The sequence below is a fragment of the Polyangiaceae bacterium genome (assembly GCA_015075635.1).
Classification (GTDB): Bacteria; Myxococcota_A; Polyangia; order Polyangiales; family Polyangiaceae; genus JADJKB01.
In genome coordinates, this window is the sequence record JABTUA010000003.1 from 1,683,421 (window position 1) to 1,704,273 (window position 20,853).

Annotated in this window: 24 protein-coding genes and 1 pseudogene; 6 read left to right on the forward strand and 19 right to left on the reverse strand. The window is 70.6% G+C overall.

Annotated features, from left to right (window positions below; translation table 11 throughout):
* Positions 1-9: 9 nt before the first annotated feature.
* Positions 10-426 (forward strand): CBS domain-containing protein, encoded by a 417-nt coding sequence (locus HS104_38115; GenBank protein MBE7485776.1) that lies wholly within the window; start codon positions 10-12, stop codon positions 424-426.
* A gap of 13 nt (positions 427-439) precedes the next feature.
* Here HS104_38115 and HS104_38120 read toward each other — a convergent pair whose 3' ends face one another.
* Genes HS104_38120 through HS104_38130 form a run of 3 tightly spaced genes read right to left on the reverse strand, consistent with a single transcriptional unit; the run spans position 440 to position 3,065 of the window.
* The gene (locus tag HS104_38120) at positions 440-1,390 is read right to left on the reverse strand and encodes an NAD-dependent epimerase/dehydratase family protein (GenBank protein MBE7485777.1); all 951 of its coding nucleotides are present in this window, start codon (positions 1,388-1,390) and stop codon (positions 440-442) included.
* On the reverse strand, positions 1,387-2,226 hold the full coding sequence (locus HS104_38125; protein MBE7485778.1) for an acyltransferase family protein: 840 nt from the start codon (positions 2,224-2,226) through the stop codon (positions 1,387-1,389). Before HS104_38125 ends, HS104_38120 begins: the two co-directional genes overlap by 4 nt.
* Before the next feature lie 5 nt (positions 2,227-2,231).
* Entirely contained in the window at positions 2,232-3,065 is an 834-nt protein-coding gene (locus tag HS104_38130) for a universal stress protein (GenBank protein ID MBE7485779.1), read from the reverse strand.
* A gap of 234 nt (positions 3,066-3,299) precedes the next feature.
* On the opposite strand from HS104_38130, the gene HS104_38135 reads away from it, so the two are divergent.
* Positions 3,300-3,638, forward strand: a complete 339-nt coding sequence (locus tag HS104_38135) for a hypothetical protein (protein MBE7485780.1) — start codon at positions 3,300-3,302, stop codon at positions 3,636-3,638.
* A 7-nt stretch (positions 3,639-3,645) separates the two neighbouring features.
* On the opposite strand, the gene hypF is transcribed toward HS104_38135, so the two are convergent.
* Genes hypF through HS104_38185 form a run of 10 tightly spaced genes read right to left on the reverse strand, consistent with a single transcriptional unit; the run spans position 3,646 to position 11,477 of the window.
* Complete coding sequence (hypF, locus tag HS104_38140) at positions 3,646-5,274, reverse strand: carbamoyltransferase HypF (protein ID MBE7485781.1); 1,629 nt, start codon at positions 5,272-5,274, stop codon at positions 3,646-3,648.
* Complete coding sequence (locus tag HS104_38145) at positions 5,217-5,888, reverse strand: acylphosphatase (protein MBE7485782.1); 672 nt, start codon at positions 5,886-5,888, stop codon at positions 5,217-5,219. Before HS104_38145 ends, hypF begins: the two co-directional genes overlap by 58 nt.
* 19 nt (positions 5,889-5,907) lie before the next feature.
* Complete coding sequence (locus tag HS104_38150) at positions 5,908-6,249, reverse strand: hydrogenase maturation nickel metallochaperone HypA (GenBank protein ID MBE7485783.1); 342 nt, start codon at positions 6,247-6,249, stop codon at positions 5,908-5,910.
* Between the two features lie 7 nt (positions 6,250-6,256).
* Positions 6,257-6,706: a hydrogenase maturation protease gene (locus HS104_38155; protein ID MBE7485784.1), complete on the reverse strand. Its 450-nt coding sequence runs from the start codon at positions 6,704-6,706 to the stop codon at positions 6,257-6,259.
* Positions 6,707-8,005, reverse strand: coding sequence for a Ni/Fe hydrogenase subunit alpha (locus HS104_38160; GenBank protein MBE7485785.1), 1,299 nt, complete (start codon positions 8,003-8,005; stop codon positions 6,707-6,709). It lies immediately after the preceding gene.
* Positions 8,002-8,799: an oxidoreductase gene (locus tag HS104_38165; GenBank protein MBE7485786.1), complete on the reverse strand. Its 798-nt coding sequence runs from the start codon at positions 8,797-8,799 to the stop codon at positions 8,002-8,004. The genes HS104_38160 and HS104_38165 overlap by 4 nt, the downstream gene beginning before the upstream one ends.
* Before the next feature lie 2 nt (positions 8,800-8,801).
* Positions 8,802-9,626, reverse strand: a complete 825-nt coding sequence (locus HS104_38170; protein ID MBE7485787.1) for an FAD/NAD(P)-binding protein — start codon at positions 9,624-9,626, stop codon at positions 8,802-8,804.
* Positions 9,623-10,093, reverse strand: a complete 471-nt coding sequence (locus HS104_38175; GenBank protein MBE7485788.1) for a cyclic nucleotide-binding domain-containing protein — start codon at positions 10,091-10,093, stop codon at positions 9,623-9,625. The genes HS104_38170 and HS104_38175 overlap by 4 nt, the downstream gene beginning before the upstream one ends.
* Before the next feature lie 5 nt (positions 10,094-10,098).
* Positions 10,099-11,223, reverse strand: a complete 1,125-nt coding sequence (locus HS104_38180) for a 4Fe-4S dicluster domain-containing protein (protein ID MBE7485789.1) — start codon at positions 11,221-11,223, stop codon at positions 10,099-10,101.
* Positions 11,223-11,477: an acyl carrier protein gene (locus HS104_38185; GenBank protein MBE7485790.1), complete on the reverse strand. Its 255-nt coding sequence runs from the start codon at positions 11,475-11,477 to the stop codon at positions 11,223-11,225. Before HS104_38185 ends, HS104_38180 begins: the two co-directional genes overlap by 1 nt.
* Before the next feature lie 544 nt (positions 11,478-12,021).
* Between HS104_38185 and HS104_38190 the strand changes: the two are divergent.
* The 3 genes and pseudogenes from HS104_38190 (at position 12,022) to HS104_38200 (ending at position 14,065) form a co-directional block, all read left to right on the forward strand.
* Positions 12,022-12,108, forward strand: a pseudogene (locus HS104_38190) (TPM domain-containing protein).
* A gap of 311 nt (positions 12,109-12,419) precedes the next feature.
* A complete protein-coding gene (locus tag HS104_38195) occupies positions 12,420-13,220 on the forward strand; it encodes a hypothetical protein (GenBank protein ID MBE7485791.1) in 801 nt (266 codons plus the stop codon).
* Positions 13,217-14,065 carry a hypothetical protein gene (locus HS104_38200; protein ID MBE7485792.1) on the forward strand — a complete coding sequence of 283 codons (849 nt, stop codon included), beginning with the start codon at positions 13,217-13,219 and terminating at the stop codon, positions 14,063-14,065. The genes HS104_38195 and HS104_38200 overlap by 4 nt, the downstream gene beginning before the upstream one ends.
* Before the next feature lie 48 nt (positions 14,066-14,113).
* Here HS104_38200 and HS104_38205 read toward each other — a convergent pair whose 3' ends face one another.
* Complete coding sequence (locus HS104_38205) at positions 14,114-14,740, reverse strand: TetR/AcrR family transcriptional regulator (protein MBE7485793.1); 627 nt, start codon at positions 14,738-14,740, stop codon at positions 14,114-14,116.
* 3 nt (positions 14,741-14,743) lie between these two features.
* Complete coding sequence (locus tag HS104_38210) at positions 14,744-15,163, reverse strand: SRPBCC family protein (GenBank protein ID MBE7485794.1); 420 nt, start codon at positions 15,161-15,163, stop codon at positions 14,744-14,746.
* A 69-nt stretch (positions 15,164-15,232) separates the two neighbouring features.
* Between HS104_38210 and HS104_38215 the strand changes: the two genes are divergently transcribed.
* A complete protein-coding gene (locus HS104_38215; GenBank protein MBE7485795.1) occupies positions 15,233-15,805 on the forward strand; it encodes a hypothetical protein in 573 nt (190 codons plus the stop codon).
* A gap of 3 nt (positions 15,806-15,808) precedes the next feature.
* On the opposite strand, the gene HS104_38220 is transcribed toward HS104_38215, so the two are convergent.
* Genes HS104_38220 through acsA form a run of 4 tightly spaced genes read right to left on the reverse strand, consistent with a single transcriptional unit; the run spans position 15,809 to position 20,682 of the window.
* Positions 15,809-16,981 carry a 2-oxo acid dehydrogenase subunit E2 gene (locus HS104_38220; GenBank protein MBE7485796.1) on the reverse strand — a complete coding sequence of 391 codons (1,173 nt, stop codon included), beginning with the start codon at positions 16,979-16,981 and terminating at the stop codon, positions 15,809-15,811.
* Complete coding sequence (locus HS104_38225) at positions 16,974-17,954, reverse strand: alpha-ketoacid dehydrogenase subunit beta (GenBank protein ID MBE7485797.1); 981 nt, start codon at positions 17,952-17,954, stop codon at positions 16,974-16,976. Before HS104_38225 ends, HS104_38220 begins: the two co-directional genes overlap by 8 nt.
* Positions 17,951-18,883, reverse strand: coding sequence for a pyruvate dehydrogenase (acetyl-transferring) E1 component subunit alpha (gene pdhA / locus HS104_38230; protein ID MBE7485798.1), 933 nt, complete (start codon positions 18,881-18,883; stop codon positions 17,951-17,953). The genes HS104_38225 and pdhA overlap by 4 nt, the downstream gene beginning before the upstream one ends.
* Before the next feature lie 38 nt (positions 18,884-18,921).
* On the reverse strand, positions 18,922-20,682 hold the full coding sequence (gene acsA / locus HS104_38235) for an acetate--CoA ligase (GenBank protein ID MBE7485799.1): 1,761 nt from the start codon (positions 20,680-20,682) through the stop codon (positions 18,922-18,924).
* Positions 20,683-20,853: the final 171 nt, after the last annotated feature.

Genomic DNA, 20,853 nt, shown 5'->3' on the forward strand with positions numbered 1-20,853 from the left:
GCTCGAGCAATGGTTGTCGAAGACGTCATGACCGAGGCCCCGATCACCGTGTCGTCCAGCACTTCCATTCGGAAGGTCATCATGACGCTCTTCGAGAGTGACTTCCGGCACCTACCCATCGTCGATGGCGGTCAGCTCGTCGGCATCGTCAGCGATCGCGACCTGCGCGCGTTCATGACACCGAGCATGATCGAGCTCGAGAAGCCCGAGGAGGTCCAGCGCCGTCTGGCCCAGCCCGTGTCGACCGTGATGAACGCCGACGTCGTCAGCGTGACTCCCGAGACCGACCTCGCCGACGTGATTGAGATGATGCTCGATCAGAAGGTCGGCGCCATTCCGGTGGTTCGTCCCGACACCCAGGAGCTGGTCGGCATCGTCAGCTACGTGGACGTGCTGCGAGCCGCACAAGAGCTCTTCGAGGATTGAGTAGCGCGCGCCTCTACTCCGCCGGCCAGGCGATGCGGTGCTTCGGCTCGTAGCCCAGGCGCTCGCGCGCGCGCCGGCCGTCGAGCACCGCGCTGAAATGGAAGCGCCGGTGGTTCAGATCGTAGCGGAAGTCCATCCCGAGCGCGCTCGCGCGCAGGCGGTAGAGCGGGGCCAGGAGCGGTCCGGGGACCGGAACGCCGACTCGACCCCAGAGCTCGATGGCCCGCGAGAGGGGGAGCACGTCGGCGCCCGGAATGTTGAACACACCGCTGTCCTGGCTGTCGATGGCGAGCACCAGCGCGCGGGTCAGGTCTTCGAGCGACAGGAGGTGCAGCATCGGATCGAAGCCGAGGGGCCGGAGGCACAGGCTCGACGAGAGGTAGTCGTGGAGCTGGCTCCCGATGTCAGCCGTCAGGATCTCCGAGCAACGCAAGACCACGATCTGGAGGCGTGACATGCCCATGCGCGTGCATACGGTCAGATCTGCCTCGACCCGGTCCCGAACTTTCTGCGGTGCATCCGGCGAGAGCTCGAGCGGGTCGTCCTCGGAGAGCAAGGTCGAGCGACCAGGATCGAGGTGGTAGACGGCGCTCGCGCTGCGGAAGACGAAGCGCCGGATGGTAGGGTGGCGTTCACACAGCGAGAGCAGCTCGCGCGTGCTCTCGACGTTCAGCGCGTGGACGCGAGGCCCCTCGTCGTGGGCGCGGCGGTGAAGCGCGTTGTGCACCACTACCTCGACGCCCAGCTCGCGGGCGTCGGCGAAGAGCAGGTCGTGCAGCTCTCGGCCTCGGGTCAGGTCCACTTGCCGGTAGCGATAACGGTCCGGCTCGTGCGCACCGAGCGGGATGGGGTCGGCCTCTGCACCGACGGCCAGCACGAGCCCCGTGCTCGGTTCGCCGAGCAGCGCCTCGACCAGCGCGCGCCCGATGGGCGTCGTCGCGCCGATGACGAGCACACGCCTCATCGAAACAGCCCCTTTCGCTCCGAGAGGCCCCGCGCGATCAGTGCCTCGACGGCCTCCTTCACCGCGTGGGCGGCGTCGCGGACCGCCGAGGGGTCGTCCGGATCGGCGAAGCGGTCGTGAAGCTGGAGCGGCTCGCCGTAGTACACGTGGAAGCGCACCGGCAGGGGCAGCGGGGTGGCGGGGATGGGCAGGAATGGAGCTCCAAAGACGTGGAACGAGTCGATGCGACCGAGCTCCGGCCAGGCCTCCTCCGCTCCCACCACGGCTACGGGGATCACGGCGACGCGGTGTCGAAGCGCGAGCTCGGCGTGCCCCACCCGCCAATCCTGGAGCTGGTAGCGCTTGTCCCAGCCCTTGCCGATGCCCGGCGCGCCCTCGGGAAAGACCAACACCAGCTCGCCCGTCTCGAGCAGGTGGCGGAAGTTGCCCTGACTGCCCGCGACGACCCCGATGCGGCTGAAAACCGTGCCCACCCAGGGCATGAGGGGGATGAACACGTCCCCGATCACCCGCGCCACCCGCGGCGGCGAGGTGTGACGCACCACGTCCGCGACGATCATGGCGCCGTCGATGGGGAGCAGCCCGCTGTGGTTGGACGCGAGGATGGCCGCGCCGGAGCGCGGCAGGTGCTCCGCGCCGTGGCTCTCGACGCGGAAGTAGCGATCGTAGGCGAAGCGACACACGCCCATCGCAACGGCGAATGCCTCCGGTTGGAACCCCAGCACGTCGAAGCCGTGGCCCGCGTCGCGAAACGCGAGCTGACGCGCCACCTCGCGCTCGGCCGGACCGAGGAGCGCGTCGGCGAGTGAGCGCACGATGCGACGCCTGAGAGACATGAGCCTCAGGTTGGCCCGGCAGGGCTGGTCAGGAGGAGGGAGCAGGTGGCCGCGCGCAACAGCCGCTCCGCGGTTCCGCCGAGGAAGACCCGGCGCAGACCACCCAGCCCTGCGCGTCCCATCACCAAGAGATCGCTCTTCTCCTGGCGCGCGATGCGGTCGAGGACCTCGTGCGGTCGTCCCCACTCGTAGCGCACGGTCGGCCCGAGCTCCGGAGTGACGAAGTCGAGCAGCGCTGCCTTGGCGCGCGCCGCGTGCTCGGACAGCTCCCCGGCGCTGGTATCGGCACCCGCCACGAAGTCCGGGTGCTCGAGCACGTGAGCGATGGTCAGGGTGCCCGCGCAGAGGTCGCACAGCGCTCTCGCGAACGACAGCGCCTCGCGCGACGCCGGCGAGCAATCCACGGCTGCGAGCACCCGCGCGAGGCCGGGCTCGCTCCGCGGGCGGCTGATCCAGACCGGCTGCCGCGCGAAGCGCGCGACGGTCTCCGCCGTTGCCCCGGTGTCGTGGGCGCGGTCGCCGGCGCCGAGCACGATCACGCTGGAGTCCAGCGCTTCGGCGGTGTGGAGCACGGCCTCGGCCGCGCTGCCCCGGGTCGAGCGCTCTTCTCCGAGGCGTGCGCCGTCTGCGAGCAGGGCCTCACGGCACTCCGCCAGGTGCTCTCGGGTGCGGGCGTCGCGCGCGGCTTCGCTGGCCCGGGTCCTGGGCTCGGACGCGTGCACGTGAACGACGTCCACGGGAACTTGGTACAGACGAGAGAGCAACGCCGCATCCGCGCGTGCCAAGGCGGCGGCCCGTCCGAAGTCGGTCGCGAGCAGGATGCGAAGTAGACCGGCCATTTCCCCGCTGTCGAAGCAAGGCGTGCGCCACGAAGGCCAAACCGGAATCCTGCCCGGGTCCGAGGCGTGCTGCGCACGGATTGCCGCAGCAGCCGGCGGTCGCCGCAAAAGTTTCCGCCGGAGCGGGCGCGAGCCCCTGCTTGGGCGGTGAGCAAGCACTCCGCGGGTGGCACGTCTCTCGCAACGGATTCGGCTGTCCCACCGGGCGATCCGGCGGACGCTGCGGAGGCTCACATGTCGAAGTGGATTCGGGTTTCTCTGGTGCTCTGGTCGGTCGCCGTCGCTGCTCTCGTGTCGGGGTGTGACAAGGGTGGAGGTGCTGCCGCGAGCAAGTGCGTGCAGAACGGCACGCAAGTCGAGCTGAGCGGCAACCACGGGCACGCCGTGGACATCCCCGCCGATCACGTGAAGCGCGGAATGGGTGGAGGCTACGCCGTGAAAGGCGGGGATCACGAGCACGCGATCGTGCTCAAGGACGAGGAGATGAAGAAGCTGCAGGCGGGGGAGAGCGTGACCACCCGGACCAGTAGCGTGAACGGTCACCTGCACGAGGCGAGCATCAGCTGCAAGTAGGCGCGCTTCAGCTCTTCCCCATGACGCTCGCGGCGACGAAGGCTTGTCCCACCGAGACGCCGCCGTCGTTCACCGGGACGAGCTCGGGCGAGAGCACGCGAAACCCACGGCCCTCGAGCAGCGCGCGGGCGCCGTCGGCGAGCAGCCGATTCTGGAAGCAGCCGCCGGCGAGCACCACGTCCTTCAGGGCCACGCGCTCCGCGACGAGCGCGGTGACCCCGACCAGCGTCGCGTGGAAGCGCGCCGCTGCCAGGTGTGGATCGCCTTCGCCGAGCACGGCGCGCACTGCGGGTTCCCAGTCGATGACTGCCGGTGACGCGTCGCCGAGCGGGATTGGATAAGGCGCCTCGGGCGCAGCGCGCTCCGCTGCCAGCTCGAGCTCGAGCGCGGCCTGCCCCTCGAAGCTCGAGCGCTCCGAGAGCCCGAGCAGGGCGGAGACCGCGTCGAACAGCCGGCCCAGGCTGCTGGTAGGGCGGGAGTGGTCGGCGCTCTCCAGCATGCCGAGCAGCACCTTGGCGTGGGCCGCCGGGTACCAGCGGTTCGCGTAGCGCTCCGCCAGCGCGGGATCGATCGCGTGCAGCACCCCGAGCGCCGCGCGCCGCGGGTCGCGCGCTGCCGCGTCGCCACCCGGCAGGCGGAACGGCCGGAGGTGAGCCACGCGCTCGGCGTGGGCGCCGTCGGCCACCAGCGCCTCGCCACCCCAGATGGTGCCGTCGGTGCCGAGGCCGCTGCCGTCCCAGGCGAAGCCGAGCACTCGGTGCCCGACGTCGTGCTCGGCCAGGGCCGAGGCGACGTGCGCGTGATGGTGTTGCACCCGCAAGAGCGGCACGCCGAGCTCCTGCGCCAGGCGCGCGGCCAGCTCGCTCGAGGCATAGTCGGGGTGAAGATCGCAGCACACCACGTCGGGCTTGGCGTCGAAGAAGCGACACAGGTCGCCGACGGTGCGCTCGAGCCCAGCGATGGCCGCGCTGCTCTCCAGATCGCCCAGGTGGTGGCTGGGGACGAGCTGGCCGCGGTGGAGCAGCGTGACCGTGCTCTTCAGGTTCGCGCCCAGCGCCAGCACGGTGAGCGCCGTGTCCAGGCTGGCCACCGGGCGTGGCGCGAAGCCTCGCGCGCGCCGCACGAGGCACAGGCCGCTCGGACCGACTCGCGCCACGGAGTCGTCGACGGGCCGCACGATCTCGCGGTTGTGCACCAGGAGCTCGTCCGCGATTTCCCCGAGCTCCTTCACCGCGTCCGCGACGGCAGTGCACATCGGCTCCTCGGCGCGGTTCCCGCTGGTGCAGACCAGCGGGCGGCCCACGGCCTTGGCCAGGATGCGGTGGAGCGGCGTGTACGGCAGCATCGCGCCGAGCCTGGAGTTGCCCGGGGCCACCGAGCCGCCGACGTTCGACTCTGCGCGCCGCTGCACGAGCAATATTGGGGCCTCAGCGCTGGTGAGCCAGCGCTCCTCCCGATCCGAGAGCTCCGCGTGCGAGCGGAGGCTCGCGAGCGACTCGAACAGCACTGCCAAGGGCTTCTCCTCGCGATGCTTGCGCGAGCGCAGGCGGCGCACCGCCTCGTCGTCCGTGGCGTCGGTCAGGAGCTGAAAGCCGCCGAGCCCGCGCAGCGCGAGGATGCCCCCTTGCCGGAGCAACGCGGCGGCACGCTGCAGCGCCTCTCTTCTCGTGTCGCGAGGCGCTTGCCGCCAGAGTCCAGGAGCTCGAGGACAGGGCCGCAGGCGGGGCAAGCCATCGCCTCGGCGTGGAAGCGGCGGTCTCCCTCCGTGCCATACTCGGCCGAGCAGTCCGCGCACAGCTCGAAGCGCTTCATGCTGGTGCGGCCGCGATCGTAGGGCAGCGCCTCGACGATGCTGAAGCGCGGGCCGCAGCGCGTGCAGTTGGTGAAAGGGTAGCGGAAGCGGCGGGCCTTCGCGTCCTCGATCTCGGCCGCGCACTCCGCGCAGGTGGCGAGGTCGGCGGGGAGCGCAGCCTCCACGGCGGCGCTGGCGTCGCTCTGGGCGATGACGAAGTCAGACTCCGCGCGCTCCGCCAGCGTCTCCTGCTCCAGCTTCTCGACCCGGATCGGGGGCGGCAGCGCGCGCAGGGCATCGGCCAACTCGAGCGCGCGCTCGCCTTGCACCTCGATGCGCACCGAGCCGCGCTCGTTCCTCACGAAGCCGCTCAGGCCGAGCGCGTGGGCGAGCCGCGCCACGCTCGGCCGAAAGCCGACGCCCTGCACGACTCCCCGCACCGTGAGCCCAATGCGCACGAGGCCTACTTTCGCACAATTACTCGACGTCCAGGCTGTCGATTCGAAGGCCCGGTGTGCCCATGACGTCGGCGTCCGTGCTGCCGCAGGCCGGGCAGAGCGTGAGGTGGTGCTCCGGACGGTAGCTGGTCGCGCAGGCCCGGCAGCGAGCCTCCAAGTGTGTCAACGCCAGCTCGAGCGCCGCGTCTTCGGCCGCGGTACCGCGGGCGTGGGCCGCGAAGTGGAAGCCGATGGCGTCCGCGTGGAGGTGCTCGGTCTCGGCCAGCTCGCCGACGACCCGGCGCACGCGCCTGGCGCCTCGCTCCTGGGCGAGCTGGAGCACGGCTTCGAGCAGGCCGCGGGCCAGGGCGGATTCGTGCATGTCTTCCTCACTTGGCGAGCAGCTCGCGGACCTTCGCCGCCGCGACGGGCACCGCCGCGGCGACCGGTCCAGACAGCTCCGTGCCATGGGCGGTCGGCGGCTCGATGGCTACGGCCAAGAGCAGAACCTCGGGCAGCGCCCCGCCCGCGAGCACCCGGGCCAGCTCCAAGGCCTGCCTGACGCTGATGCCGTGGGTCGAGACCGGTGAGAGCGGCGCCTCCGCGAGCTCGGAGAGCCCGAGCGCGAGCACGCCCCCTGCTGGCCCCGCACCGACCGCCGCATCCACAAGCACCACGCGCTCGGCGCCCTGGAGCAGCTCCACCAGCCGGGCGGGATCCGCTACCTGGTGGAGCTCCGCGCCGTTTGGAGGGTTCGCCGCCAGCGCGTCGAGCACGCAGAGGCCCACGCCGTCGTCGCCAGCTGCGCGCTGGCCGAGCCCGATCACCCGGACCGCCACTCAGTCCTCCTGCTCCAGACGGAGCCGGAGGAAGTGGGTGGAGCACGAGATGCAGGGGTCGTAGTTGCGCACGGTCTGCTCGGCGAGCCGGGTCGCCTCCTCGTGGGGCAGCTCCGCGAGCCGAGTCGCGATCGAGAACAGATCGTCCTCGATGGACTTCTGGTTCTGGGACGTAGGTGGGGTGATCTTGGCCTCCTCGATCAGGCCTTCGGCGTCGACGCGATAGCGATGGTAGAGCGTCCCTCGCGGCGCCTCGGTGGCGGCCCGGCCCACTCCGGCGCGGCTGGGCACCGGGACGCGCGAGCGCGCGGGCGGTTGGTAGGCCTCGATCAGCGCGATGGCCTCGTCCAGCGCTTGCAGCGTCTCGACGCCGCGCACCAGCAGCGTCTTGAACGGATTGAGCAGCGGTGGCCGGAGGCCCAACGACTCCGCGACTTCCCGGGCGAAGGGCCGTAGCTCGGTGAAGCACAGGTTGAAGCGTGCCAGCGGGCCAACCACGTACGGGCCGTGTCCGACGCGCACCGAGTGCAAGGCCGTCGAGTGGGCGACGTGCTGCTCCTCGAAGTGCGCCTCGTAGTCGTGGACGTCGATGTCCAGCCCCCGGCTCGAGACGATGCGGCCCTCGCAGAACGGGTACTCGTCGGGGTGCTTCAGGCTGACCAACTCGACCGGGCGCTCGAAGTCCGGGAACGGCAGCCCGGCGAGGGTGGGCATCGCCGCCGCCAGCGCCTGCTTCGACCAACTGAGCTCGGGATGGAGCGCGCGGAGCTCGGCCACGGTCGGTGCGCGGTAGAAGCCGCCCACGCAGACGTTGATGGGGTGGATCTCGCGCCCACCCAGCACGTTCACGATGGCGTTGCCGGCCTTCTTCATGCGCAGCGACGCCTTGACCAGCTCGCCGTGGTCCTTGGCCATGTGGATGGCGTCGGGGTAGCCGAGGAAGTCCGGGGCGTGCAGCATGAACATGTGGAGGACGTGGCTCTCGATCCACTCCCCGCAGTAGAGCAGGCGCCGGAGCGCGCGGAGCTCTGGCCCGAGCTCCACACCGGCCGCATCCTCGATGGCGTGGCAGGCGCTCATCTGGTAGGCGACGGGGCAAATGCCGCAGATGCGCGCGGTGACGTCCGGCGCCTCGAGCTGAGAACGGCCGCGCAGAAACCCTTCGAAGAAGCGCGGCGGCTCGAAGATGCGGAGCTCGACACTCTTGGGCTCCTTGCCCTTGAAGCGGATGGTCAGGGCGCCTTCGCCCTCGACGCGGGTCAAGAAGTCGACCTTGATGGTGCGGGTGTTCGTGCTCACGGCCCGCGCTCCTTCTCGCCTGCGAGCTGAAGGTGCTCTGCCGCGAACTTCGGTGCGGCGGCGTTGAAAGTCGCGTACAGCCGCGCGACCTCCGGGCCCGTGAGGCCGAGCTTCGCGAGCGCCGGTCTCAGCCCTTCGGGGTTGGCGCTCTCCGCCGGGCCGAAGCAGGCGAAGCAGCCCCGCGTGTAGCTCGGGCAGAGGGCGTTGCAGCCGCTGTGGGTCACCGGCCCGAGACAGGGTGTGCCCTGCGCCACCATGACGCACACGGTGCCGCGTCGCTTGCAGTCGAGGCACACCGAGTGGTTGCCGATGCGGGGCGGACGGGCGTTGAGGAAGGCGTTCAGCACCTCGAGCAGCTGCCGCTTGTCGATCGGGCAGCCCCTGAGCTCGAAGTCCACCGGTACGTGCTCCGCCACGGCCGTCGACCTGGCCAGCGTCCGGATGTACTCGGGCCTCGCGTACACGACCCGGAGGTAGTCGTTCACGTCGGCGTAGTTCCTCAGCGCCTGGATGCCGCCGGCGGTCGCGCAGGCGCCGATGGTCACGAGCTTCTTGCTGAGTTTGCGGATTTCGCGCAGACGCTCCGCGTCGTGTTCGGTGGTGACGGAGCCCTCGACCAGCGTCAGGTCGTAGGGGCCCTTCACGATGCGGCTGGATGCCTCCAGGAAGTAGGCGATCTCCACGGCGCCGGCCACCGCCAGGAGCTCGTCTTCGCAGTCCAGCAAGCTGAGCTGGCAGCCGTCGCAGGAGGCCAGCTTGAACACCGCGAGCTTGGGCTTCTTGGGCGCTTTCACGGCTAGAGCTCCTTGACGCTCATGAGCGGCGCCATCTTCGTCAGCGGGTAGACCGGGCCGTCCTTGCAGATGAAGGTCGGGCCCAGCTGGCAGTGCCCGCAGGAGCCGACCGCGCACTTCATGTTCCGCTCCATGGACAGGTAGACGCGGCTCGCCGGCACGCCCAGGCCCTCGAGCTCGCGCGACGCGAAGCGCATCATCACCTCCGGTCCGCACAGCATGGCCACGGTGCTCTCGGGCGCGAGGTCGAAGCGCCGAAGCAGCTTGGTGACCACGCCGGTATGCCCGCGCCAGTCGGGGTCGCCACGGTCCACGGTGACCTCCAGATCCACGTCGATGCGGCCCCGCCACTTCTCGAGCTCCTTCACGAACAGGAGCTCGGCGGGCGTGCGCGCGCCGTAGGCGATGTGGACCTTGCCGAACACCTTGCGACGCGAGAGCACGCTGTAGATGGTGGGTCGCAGCGGGGCCAGGCCGATGCCGCCGGCCACGAGCATCACGTCCTTGCCCTGCGCCTCGTCCACCGGCCAGGGCGTGCCGAACGGACCGCGCACCCCGACGCTGTCTCCTTTGCGGAGCTTCTCCAGCGCCCGCGTGGTGGGACCCACGGCGCGGATGGTGTGGGTCAAGACGGCAGGCCTCAGCGGGTCACCGCTGATCGAGATGGGCACCTCGCCGAGACCGAAGGCGTAGAGCATGTTGAACTGTCCCGGAGCGAAGCGAAAGCCGCCGCGCGGGCGGGCGTCCAGATCGAAGCTGAACGTGTCGTCCGTCTCGCGCCGGACGCGCAGCACCTCCATCGGCTCGGGGAACAGCGGATCGCTCATCGAAGCTCCGCTTTGTAGACGTCCAGCTGCTGCAAACGCGCCTGCATCAGGCGCTGGGAGGCTGCCGCCAAGAGGCGCAGCGTGAAGGCGTAGCCGAAGCCGTGGTCGGCCTGCACCTTGCCGCGGACGCAGTTGGCATCGAGGGCGAACGCCAACGTCGGCTCGAGAGCGCGCGCGTCCAGGTGCCAGCGGAACGGCGGCAAGAGCACGGACCAGCCCAGAATGTCCCCTGGGTTCAGCGTGTCCACCTTGACCGAGCCCTTGCCGGGGACGTAGCTCTCGACCGCGATGCGCCCGCTGCGGATCAAGAACAGGGCGTCCGCGAGGGAGCCCTCGCGGACCACGTAGTCTCCGGCCTCGAAGCGCGCGTTCCGGGCGCAGCCCGCCAGGAACTCGACCTGGGCCTGGGTGAGCTCCTTGCAGAAGGGCTGATCAGCGAGCGAACGTGCGAGCGATTCGACTTCCATGGGGCTCACTCCGATTTGCGGGCGCCTTTGCCCGTGCTGCCGACGGCAGCGGCTTCTTCGGTGATGTCGATGCCTACCGGGCACCAGGTGATGCAGCGGCCGCAGCCGACGCAGCCGGACGAGCCGAACTGTTCGTGCCAGGTCGAGAGCTTGTGGGTGATCCACTGCCGGTAGCGCGCGGCCGTGCTCGGCCGCACCGCGCCGCCGTGGATGTAGGAGAAGTCGCTGGTGAAGCACGAGTCCCAGCGCCGGCGGCGCTCGGCACTGCTCCCGTCGAGCTCGGTGAAGTCCTCGATGGTGGTGCAGAAGCAGGTCGGACACACCAACGTGCAGTTGGCACAGGCGAGGCAGCGCTCGGCGACCTGGGCGAAGCGCGGGTGGTCGGGGTTGTCGGCCAGGCGCTCGCGCAGGCCCACCGTCTCCAGGCGGCGGGTGATGCGCTCCGCCGAGCTCACCGGCACCTTCGCGGCGCGCACCCGGTCGAGCACGCTCGCCGGCCGGAGCCCGAGCTCGCGCACGAGCGTCACGCCGATGGCGCTACCCGTCTCGACGATGAAGCGGTGATCGCCCTCCAGGAGCTCGGTCAGCGCCAGATCCCACGGGCCTGCTGCGCGCGGCCCCGTGCCCATGGACGTGCAGAAGCAGCTCGCCGAAGGCGCGCCACAGTGCACGGCGACCACGATCACGTCGGAGCGCCGGGCGGCGTAGCGCTCGTCGTGGTACCGGTCGTGCTTCAGCACCCGATCCTGGATCGCGAGCGCGGCCAGGTCACAGCCGCGCGCGCCGAGCAGCGCCAGCTTCTTCTTCTCGACCGGCTCGGGGGTGAAGCGCAGCGACTTGCCCTCGCGGTGGACTCGATACAGGCGCTCCTCCGGCACGTGGAACTGCTGCTTGAAGGAGCCCGCGCCCACCGCGAAGCCGAACACGGCCTGGTCCTGTCTCTGCTCGACGCGGTAGCGCCCGGGCTCCTGGGCGTCGGTGAGGCCGATGGGCAGCTCGGCGTCGCTCTGGATGGAGTCGTAGACGATGGCGCCTTCCCGGAGCGTGGGCCCGATCACGTCGTAGCCCTGGGCGCCGAGCGCGCTCAGCAGCTCACCGAGCCGTTGCCGGGGCAGGAGCCAGGCGTCCATCAGGTGTCCCCCATCGCCCCCGCAAGATAGCTCACCGCGCCGTCGAGACTGAAGAGCTTCGGGTAATCAGCCTCCGGGATGTCGACGCCCAGGTCCTTGTGTAGGGCGGTGACGAAGCTCAAGAAGTCCATCGAGTCGATGTCGAGCTCCTCGCGCAGGTCGGCGTCGGGCGCGAGGCCAGCGGTGTCGGCCTCCGGGGCGACGCGATGGAGCGCGCGGAGCACGCTGTCACGGAGCTGACTTCGGTCCGGCATGCGCCAGGGGATTGCAGAACACGTGCCAGCGCGTTCCGCGCATGCGAAGCCCGATCCATTCCGCCTGGGTTGCGCTTCGAAGCGAGACGCGCGCAACACCTGCGCGAAGCGTGCGCCCGTCCCGAGCGCTCGCGCGGGCACCGCTCTTGCTTCGGCGCTAGGGCACGAAAGGCAGGTGCCCATGCTTCGCCAGGTCGTCTCGACGGTCGCGGTGCTCTCGTTCTTCTTCGCGGCGTGCAGCAGCAGCGGTGGCGACGGCGGAGGGAGCGGCAGCTGCGACTCCATCGCCGGGCAGTACAGCATCAGCGGCAACTGTTCGGACTCGAGCTGCTACATCTCGCAGCAAGGATGCCAGATCGCGCTGAGCTGCGACGTGACCGGCTCGCTCTCCGGGAGCATCAGCGGCAACAAGCTGAGCTTCGGCGACTCCGAGACGCACTGCAGCGGCACCTTCAGCGGGAAGACCGGCAGCGGCAGCTGTTCGTACTCCGGCGGTTCGTGCACCTTCAGCGCGGCCTGCGTGAGTGGCGCGTGCCTCGAGGCGGGCTTCGGCGGCTCGGGCGGCGGATCGGGAGGCTCCGGGGGATACGGCGCGACCGGCGGCGGCGGCTCCGGCGGTAGCGGCGGCGCGAGCTGCGGCGTGGAGCTCTCGGGAATGAGCGCTGCCTGCAACAGCTGCGCCGCGCAGAACTGCTGCAGCCTGCTCGAGTCGTGCTGGCTCGGGAGCAACGACTGCGTCGCTTTCGACACCTGCTTGGCGGAGAACGACGCCGCGTCCTCGGCCTGCTTCCAGGGTGGCTCGAGCGAGCTGAAGGCCTGCCTGAAGGCCATCTGTCCGGTCAACGACGTGGCCTATTCGCTCTGGTACTCCGCGCTCATGTGCGTCGTCGACAAGTGCCCGAACCAGTGCAGCTGAGCGCGGTCCCGTGTAGGCTCCCGGGGATGAGCGTAGCGGAGGCGCTTTCCCTGGAGCCCTGGGTGGTCGCGACACCGGGCCTGCGCGCGCGGCTCGCGGAGCGGCCGCTCGGGTTCGCGCGCGAGTCGTTGCGTTGGTACGACCCGACGCGACTGTCCAGCAAGGACCTGCTCGACCGGCTCGAGCGGCTGGACGAGCTCACCTTCGGTCCCCACGGCCTGCGCATGCCGCGCTGGGCGTTCTACGACTGCGCGGAGCTGCCCGGAGCCCTGTTCGGCTTCGGCGGGTCGCCGCGGCGTTTCCCGGCGAGCGTGCGCGCCGCGCTGCCGGACGACGACGAGTTCACGCCGCTCAGCATGTGCATGGCAACCCCGATGGTGCAGCCGGGAGAGTGGCTCGTGTTCTCGATCTCGTCCCTGCTCGCCCTCGAGCCCGGGCCCGACGACCTGCACCTCTGCGTCGAGACACTGGCGTTCAGCCTAGCGGCGCTCGCGCCCCGCCGGGTGCACGGCACCATGCAGTGGTCCTCTCCGAGCCTGGCGGTCCACGCCTGCTTCGCGCCGCTCGAGGTGCGGGCTGCCTGGGTTCCGGCGCACACCCACGCAGCCACCTGCGTGTTCGCCCTCGACGCGGCGCCGGAGCGGCTCGAGCGCGCGCTCCGCCAGCCGCTCGCGACGAAAGGGCCTGGCGTCGTGGTCGCGCCTGAGGACGAACCCGCGTTGCGTGCCATGCAGCAACGCATCGAGGCGGGTGAGAAGTTGCGGTTGGTGGGCGCGACCGACACCACGCACGACGCCCGCGCCCGCGTCCGATGGGGGGCGGAATGAGGCAGCTCGAGCCGAAGAACCGGGCGCTGCTCGCGCGCCTGCGCCCGTTCGTGGTCGCCATCACCGAGCACCAGTCCGCCTTCGACTGCGCGGCCTTCGGTCTCGAGATCCAGGAGCGCGACCGCATGGATCCGCTGCGGGTCGCCTCGGCGCCATTTCTGGAGCTGCTCCGGCGCCTGGACGCGGCGACGTTCGGGCCGGAGGGCATGCCCATGCCGCGCTGGGTGTTCTTCGACGGCGCCGAGTTGCCGGGTGGCATCGTCGGCTTCGGCGCCGACGTCGCCGAGCTCCAGCCGAACACGCGCGAGCTGCTGCGCGTGGAAGCGGGCTACCACGGCCTGGTCCCGCTCTCGATGTTCATCGCCATTCCGACGCACGAGCGCGGCGTCTGGATGGCGCACAACCTGGCCAGCATGGCGCCGCAGGTCCCGAGCGAAGGGCTCGACGGTTTGGGCGGCTTGACCAAGGCCTACGGTCTGGGCGTCTACCGCGCCGCACGTCAGATCGGCGCGACGCAGTGGAACTCGAGCGCGCTGAGCATCCACACGCGTCTCGGTCCGCTCGAGCTCCTGAGCGCCTGGACTCCGGCGCACAGCGAACCCTGGACCTTGACCTACGGCGTGGACGTCGCCGAAGCGCGGCTCTTGAACCTCGCCCGCGACCCCGCGGGTGCGGTGGAGACGCCACCGCCCGACCTGTGGGTGGACTCGGAGGACCACGCGCTCCAGCGCGAGCTTCAGGCGCGCATCGAGGCTGGCGAGCGCTTCCAGATCGTGGGCAAGCCGGAGGTGGCCGGGCACGAGCGCCTGCGCGTGCCGGTCGCGAAGCTCCGCGCCGACGCTTGACTCACTGCCAGAGCTTCGCGACGTAGAGATCGCGCCCGTCCTGCTCCGTCATCGACGATCCCGGACCGGTGCCGAGGTCGTACTCGATGCTCGGGCCAGAGATGTGAAGAGGGTCTCGGCCACCAAGGCGTCGAGCTCACGGGGCGGCGGCTTCCCCGCCTGGAGGTATGGCTTCACTCCGCCGAGCGGCGCGTCGAGGAGGGCATAACGCACGCGCACCATCGCGTTGGCGTCTGCGCGCCCGAGCGCGCGCCGCGCGAAGGCCCGCAACGCCTCGCCGAGGGCGGGCTCGAGCGCCGCCGCGCGCGCCACCAGGCTCGGCGGCCAGGCTCCGGGCACGAAGTCTTGCCGGCGGTGGAGCAGGAGGAGCCTCGCTTCGCGCACGTGGCGGCGGGTCCAGTCCAGTGTTCTCCGCACGGCCGCGATCGCACCCTGCGCGTCGTCTGCCCGGGCGAGCGCCGCGATGAAGTCGCTCTGGAAGCCCTCGACGGTCTGCATCCACAGCTCCGCCAGGATCTGCTCTCGGCCGTCGAAGCGGTGGTAAATGCTCCCGGTGGGGGCTCCCAGCTCTGCGGCCAACGACGCAATCGTCAGCGCGTGGGGCCCGGCGTCCGCCGCCAGCTCGAGCGCCGCGCGCAGCATGTCGTGACGGCTGAACTTCGGGCTCCGCCCCATGCTTCAGCCCCGCGCCGTTGCGCGCCGCCGGAGCCGCCGGAAGCCGAGGGCCCAGATGGCGCGAAAGCGCTTCTCCAGATACAGGCGCTCGGCCAAGGGAGCGAGCAGGCCGAGCCCTCGGGGCCGGATGCGCTCGTAACCGTCGACGACCACGCCGTCGCCTTTCGGCTCCAGCTCGACCTCCCCTTCACCCTCCCAGAAGCCACGGAAGCTCCAGCGCACGCGCTGGTTCGGTTGGTCGAGGGTGATCTTGGCGACGAGGGGGAAGGGGAAGCCTCTCAGGCGCACGACGCGCCACCCATCGTCGAGCGCTTCGACATCTCCGAACGCGCCGTAGAGCCGCACCCAATCCTCCGGTGTGCGGAAGTAGGCGTACACGTCCGCCGCGGACAGCGGGAGCTCCTCGTGGAATCGCAGCAGCATGGCGGCGTCAGATATTGGAATAGTAGTTCTAATATCGGAGGCGGTCAAGCTGATAGGCTCCGTCGCGGCATGCGCCTCGCCCTCGGGCTCGTCGTCATCGCGCTCGGCTGCGGGCCGAAGCAGCGCGCTGGCTCACCCGGCCAGGCCGACGATCTGCCGGTGCGCGCGGTGTCCGTCCCCATGCCCGCGCCGGAGGAGGACTCCGGCGGCCCGGCCGGCGAGACCGTTCCGGATGCCGCCGCGGAGGACACCGGCGACGCGGGGCCGCTTGGTCTGGGCGCCGCGCCGGAACCGAAGCTCTCGCCGCCGCTGCCGGTGAAGTTCGGCGCGGTGTTTCGGGATCCGGGGGACCCGGTGTTCGGGGCGGAGATCGTCTTGTTCAGCCGCCGCGTCAGCTGCACCGACGCGGCTCGACCGGACCATCCCGACCGCGTGTTCAAGCTGACCGCCGACTGGGCCGTGCCTTTCAACAGCGTCAACATGGTCGTCTCCCTCACGAACGGCCAGATGACCAGCTACCGCGCGAAGGTCGAGGTGCTCTCCGCGCCACCGCGCGTCGGTGCGCTGGGCAAGATCGAGCTGGCGCAGGGCGCGGAGTACAACGTCGGCGGAGGCGTCGTCGACGTTGTCGTTTGCAGGTAGGCATCAGAGCTTTCCAGGCTCGGAGAGGAGCTTCTCCAGCTTCGCCAGGAACAGCGCGCCGCGGTGCCCGTCGCTCGCGCGGTGATCGCCGGCGAGCGTCATGTGCAAGACCGGGCGCGGGACGACCTGACCGTCCACGACCCAGGGTCGGGGCGCCGGCGTGCCGAAGCCCAAGATGGCGGTCTGGGGCGGGTAGATCACGCCGGCCACGCTCTCGACCCCGCGCTCGCCCAGGCTGGTCACGGTGATGGTCCCGAGCGACAGCTCGCTCGAGCGCAGCTGCCCGCGGCGCGCGCGCTCGACCAGATCTCGGAGGCGCTGCATCAGTGCGTCGAGCGAGAGCTGGTCGGCGTCCACGATCGCCGGGATCACCAGCCCGCCTTCCCGGAGCGAGATGGCCATGCCGATGTGGATCGCGGGGCTCACGACCAGCGCGTCGTTCTCCCACCTGGCGTTCAGCTCGGGGAAATCGTGCAGGCAGAGCGCGATCGCGCGCAGCAAGAGGACGCCGTAGACGAGCCGCTCCGGCGGGGGGCGCTCGGCGTTCACGCGCTCCAAGAACCCCAGCGCCGCCCCGAAGCTCATGCTGTGGCTGACGTAGTAGTGGGGGATCTCACGGTTCGAGCGCGCCATGGCCCGGGCGATGGCCTGACGCATGCGCGCGCGGGCGTCGTCGGCCGGCGCGGCGGGCGCGGCCCCCGGGGGCTCCGTCGCTGCCCGCTTCACGTCTTCGCGGTTGATGGCGCCGCCGGGGCCGGTGCCGGTGAGCCGGCTAGGGTCCACGCCGAGCTCGCGCGCCAGCCGGCGCGCGGAGGGCGAGATGCGCAGGCGCGGCGGCGCGACGGCGAGCGGCGTGTGCAGCGAGCGCGGAGCGGCGACCGGTGGCGCGGCGACCGGCGGAGCGGCGACCGGCGGTGGCGCGGGCGGCGCTGCTGGCGCGCCGTCCTCCGCGATCAGCGCCAGCGGCGTCCCCACCGGGACCTTGGCGCCTTCGCTCACCAGGAGCTTCTCGACCCGGCCGCTCGTGAACACCTCGACCTCGATCACGCCCTTGTCCGTGTCCACCTCCGCGACGATGTCGCCACGCTGCACGAGCTGCCCGGGTTCGACGCGCCAGAGCACCAGCGTGCCCGCCGTCATGTCGGAGCCCAGGGAGGGCATCACGAACTCAGCCATGACCCAGGAGCTCCTTGGCGGCGGCGGCGATGGTCTCCGCTCGCGGCAGCGCCGCGTCTTCCAGGTGCTTGGCGTAGGGCATGGGAACCTCGGCGCTGCACACGCGAGCGATGGGCGCGTCGAGCTCGTAGAAGATGCGCTCCGCGCACACCGCCGCGAGCTCGGCGGCGAAGCTGCCGGTCTTCCAGCCTTCGTCCACGAAGACGACGCGATGGGTCTTCGCCACGCTCGCGCACACGGCGTCCACGTCGAGGGGGCGCAGGGTCCGGAGGTCCAGCACCTCCGCGTTGACGCCCGCGGATTCCAGCTCCTTGGCGGCGTCCAGGGCCTTGAACAGCGAGCCTCCGTAGGTGACGAGGCTCACGTCCGTGCCGGGCCTCCGCACCTCCGCGACGCCGATCTTCGCGGGCGGGGCGCCGAGGTCCACTTCGCCCTCGCTCGCGTACAGGAGCTGGTGCTCGAAGATGAACACCGGATCGGGGTCGGCCAGGGCTGCGGGCAGCATGTCGTGGGCGTCCTGCGCCGTCGCTGGGGTCAGCACCTTGATGCCGGGGACGTGGGCGTACCAGCCCTCCAGGCTGTGGGAGTGCTGGGCGGCGAGCTGGCGCCCGCCACCGGTGGCCATGCGCACCACCAGCGGCACGCTGAGCTGACCGCCCGACATGTGGCGCAGCGTGGCCGCGTTGTTCACCACCTGATCCAGCGCCAGCAGGCTGAAGTTGACCGTCATGATCTCGACGATGGGGCGCATGCCGCCGAGCGCCGCGCCGATGCCCATGCCCAGAAACCCGCTCTCCGACAGCGGCGTGTCTCGGATGCGCTCGGGGCCGAACTCCTCGAGCAGACCCTTGCTGACGGCGTAGGCGCCGCCGTAGCGGCCCACGTCCTCGCCCATCAGGAACACTCGTGGATCGGCCCGCAGCGCGTCGCGCAGGGCAGCGCGGATCGCCTCGCGGTAGCTCAGCGTGGTCATCGCGCCTCCGGCGTGTACACGTCGCGCGTCAGATCGGCGACGGGCTCGAGCGGTCCGGCTTCGGCGGCTTCGCAGGCCAGAGCCACCTCGGCAGCGACGCGCGCTTCGATGTCCGCGTGCGCCGCATCGTCGAGCCAGCTCCGTCCTCGAAGCTCTGCCCCCGCCAGCTCGATCGGATCGTGCTTTCCCGCCCACTCGTTCACCTCGTCGCGGGTCCGGTAGGCCTCCGCGTCGTACATCGAGTGCGCGCGGAAGCGGTAGGTCCTGGCCTCGAGGAAGAACGGGCTCCGGTGCCGGCGGACCTCGCTCACGGCGTGGCGCATCGCCGCCTCCACCGCGAACAGATCCATGCCGTCGACGTTCTCGGCGGGGATGCCGTAGGCGCGGGGCTTGACGCACAAATCGGTGACCGATTCGTGCCGCTCGAGCGCAGTGCCCATGGCGTACAGGTTGTTCTCGCACACGAACAGCACCGGCACGCGCCAGAGCGCCGCCAGGTTCATCGACTCGTGGAACTCGCCCTCGTCCACCGCGCCGTCGCCGAAGAAGCACGCGGTGACGCGCTCTTCGCCCAGCATCGAAGCGGCCAGGGCGAGTCCCACGGCCACCGGCAGCCCTGCGCCGACGATGGCGTGGCCACCGTAGAAGCGGTGAGGGAGAGAGAACAGGTGCATGGAGCCGCCGCGCCCCCGGCTGCAGCCGTTCGTCTTGCCGAACATCTCCGCCATGACCGAGCTCGCCGAGAGCCCTCGGCAGAGCGCGTGCCCGTGCTCGCGGTAGGTGGCGACGACGTTGTCGTCGGGCGAGAGCGCGGCCATCCCCCCGACCGCCACGGCCTCTTCGCCGATGTACAGGTGCAAGAAGCCGCGGATCTTCCCGGCGCTGTAGACCTCCGCGCACTTCTCCTCGAAGCGCCGGATCAGGAGCATCTGCTCGAACAGCTCGAGCGCTCGCTCGCGCGTCTCGATCACGACTCGCTCCTCTCCAACGTGGACAAATCGCCTTCGGGCAGGCCGAGCTCGCGCGCCTTGAGCAAGCGCCGCATGATCTTGCCGCTCTTCGTCTTGGGCAGATCGGCCGTGCAGGCGAGCTCCTTGGGCGCCACCGCCGGACCCAAGCGCTTGCGGGCGTGACCCAGGATCCCGAGCGACAGCTCTTCGCTCCAGGTGAAGCCCGGCCGCAGCGAGACGAACGCCTTGATGATCTCCCCAGCGACCGGATCGGGCTTGCCGATCACCCCAGCCTCCGCCACCGCCGGGTGCTCTACCAGCACGCTCTCGACCTCGAACGGGCCGATTAGGTGCCCCGCCGTCTTGATCACGTCGTCCGCCCGCCCCACGAACCAGAAGTAGCCGTCGGGGTCCTGCTTCGCCAGATCACCGGTCAGGTACCAACCGCCCGCGAAGCACTTCTCGTAGCGCTCCGGCGCGTTCAGGTAGGCGCGGAACATGCTGGGCCAGCCGGGCCGGAGCGCGAGCTCGCCCTGCTCACCTGGGGTCTCCACGACCTCCACGCCGTTGGCGGTTCTGCGCACGATGGCAGCCTCCACGCCCGGCAGCGGCCGCCCCATCGAGCCCGGGCGGATGTCCATCGAGGCGAAGTTCGAGATCATGATCCCGCCCGTCTCGGTCTGCCACCAGTTGTCGTGGAACGGCAGGCCGAGCGTGTCGGCGCCCCAGAGCACGGCCTCGGGATTCAGCGGCTCGCCCACGCTCGCCGCCAGGCGCACGCGGGACAAATCGTACTTCTTCGGCAGCTCGCTGCCGGCCTTCATCAACATGCGGATCGCGGTGGGCGCCGTGTACCAGACGGTCACCCGCTGCTCCTCCAGCGTGCGGTACCAGCGCTCGGCTTCGAACTCCGCCTCGTCCACCAGCATCGTCACGCCGTTGGTGAGCGGCGCGATGATGCCGTAGGACGTCCCGGTGACCCAGCCGGGATCTGCGGTACACCAGAACACGTCGTCGTCGTGCAGGTCGAGCGCGAGGCGCCCGGTCACGTGGTGCATGAGCACAGCCTTGTGCACGTGCAGCGCGCCCTTCGGCGTCCCGGTGGTTCCGCTGGTGAAGTGCAGGAGCGCCGGCGCCTCGGCGCTGGTCGGCTCGATCTCGTAGCGGGCGCTGGAGCTGTCCACCAGCTCGTGGAAGCCGAGCGTTCCTTCCGGCGGCAGGCCCTCGTCGGTCACGATGATCACGTGCTCGAGGGACGGCAACGCCGCGCGGATGCTCGCGACCTTCTTCTTGTAGAGCGACGTGGTCGTCACCAGCACTCGGGCGCCTCCCAGCTCGAGACGCTGCCGGATCGGCTCGGGGCCGAAGGCCGAGAACATCGGGCAGAAGACCGCGCGGTGCTTGAGCGTGCCGAGCGCCGTCACGTACAGCTCCGGAATGCGGCCGAGCAGCGCGAAGACGCGATCTCCCGGCGCGACGCCGAGCTTGGCGAGGGCATTCGCGAAGCGGTTCGTGCGCCGATGGAGGTCTTCGTAGCTGAGCTCGACGGGCTCGCCGTGCTTGGGCAACCACCGCAGCGCGACGTGGCCGCCGCGGCCGCGGACGACGTGACGGTCGATCGCCTCGTACGCCATGTTGAGCCCGCGCCCGCCGGGCAATCCGTCCAAGAGCGAGCGCGCCTTGTCCCAACGGAAGACCGATCGGGCTCGCTCGTAATCATCGAGGTTGGGCCGCGCCCCGCGCGCGGGCCTCGGTTTGACGATCACCCGTGGGCTCATGCGTCGGATCCGAGGCAATTGGCGTACCGGTCGCCGACACCGCGGGTCGGCCGCGCTCCCCCTCCGACCTCACGCACGGGTTGCCGCGGGCGCATGCCTGCCCGCAGTCCTTGCGTACTCGAGCTCCAGCTGGCCACCGGAATCAGCGGGCTATCTTGCTGGAACGGAGCT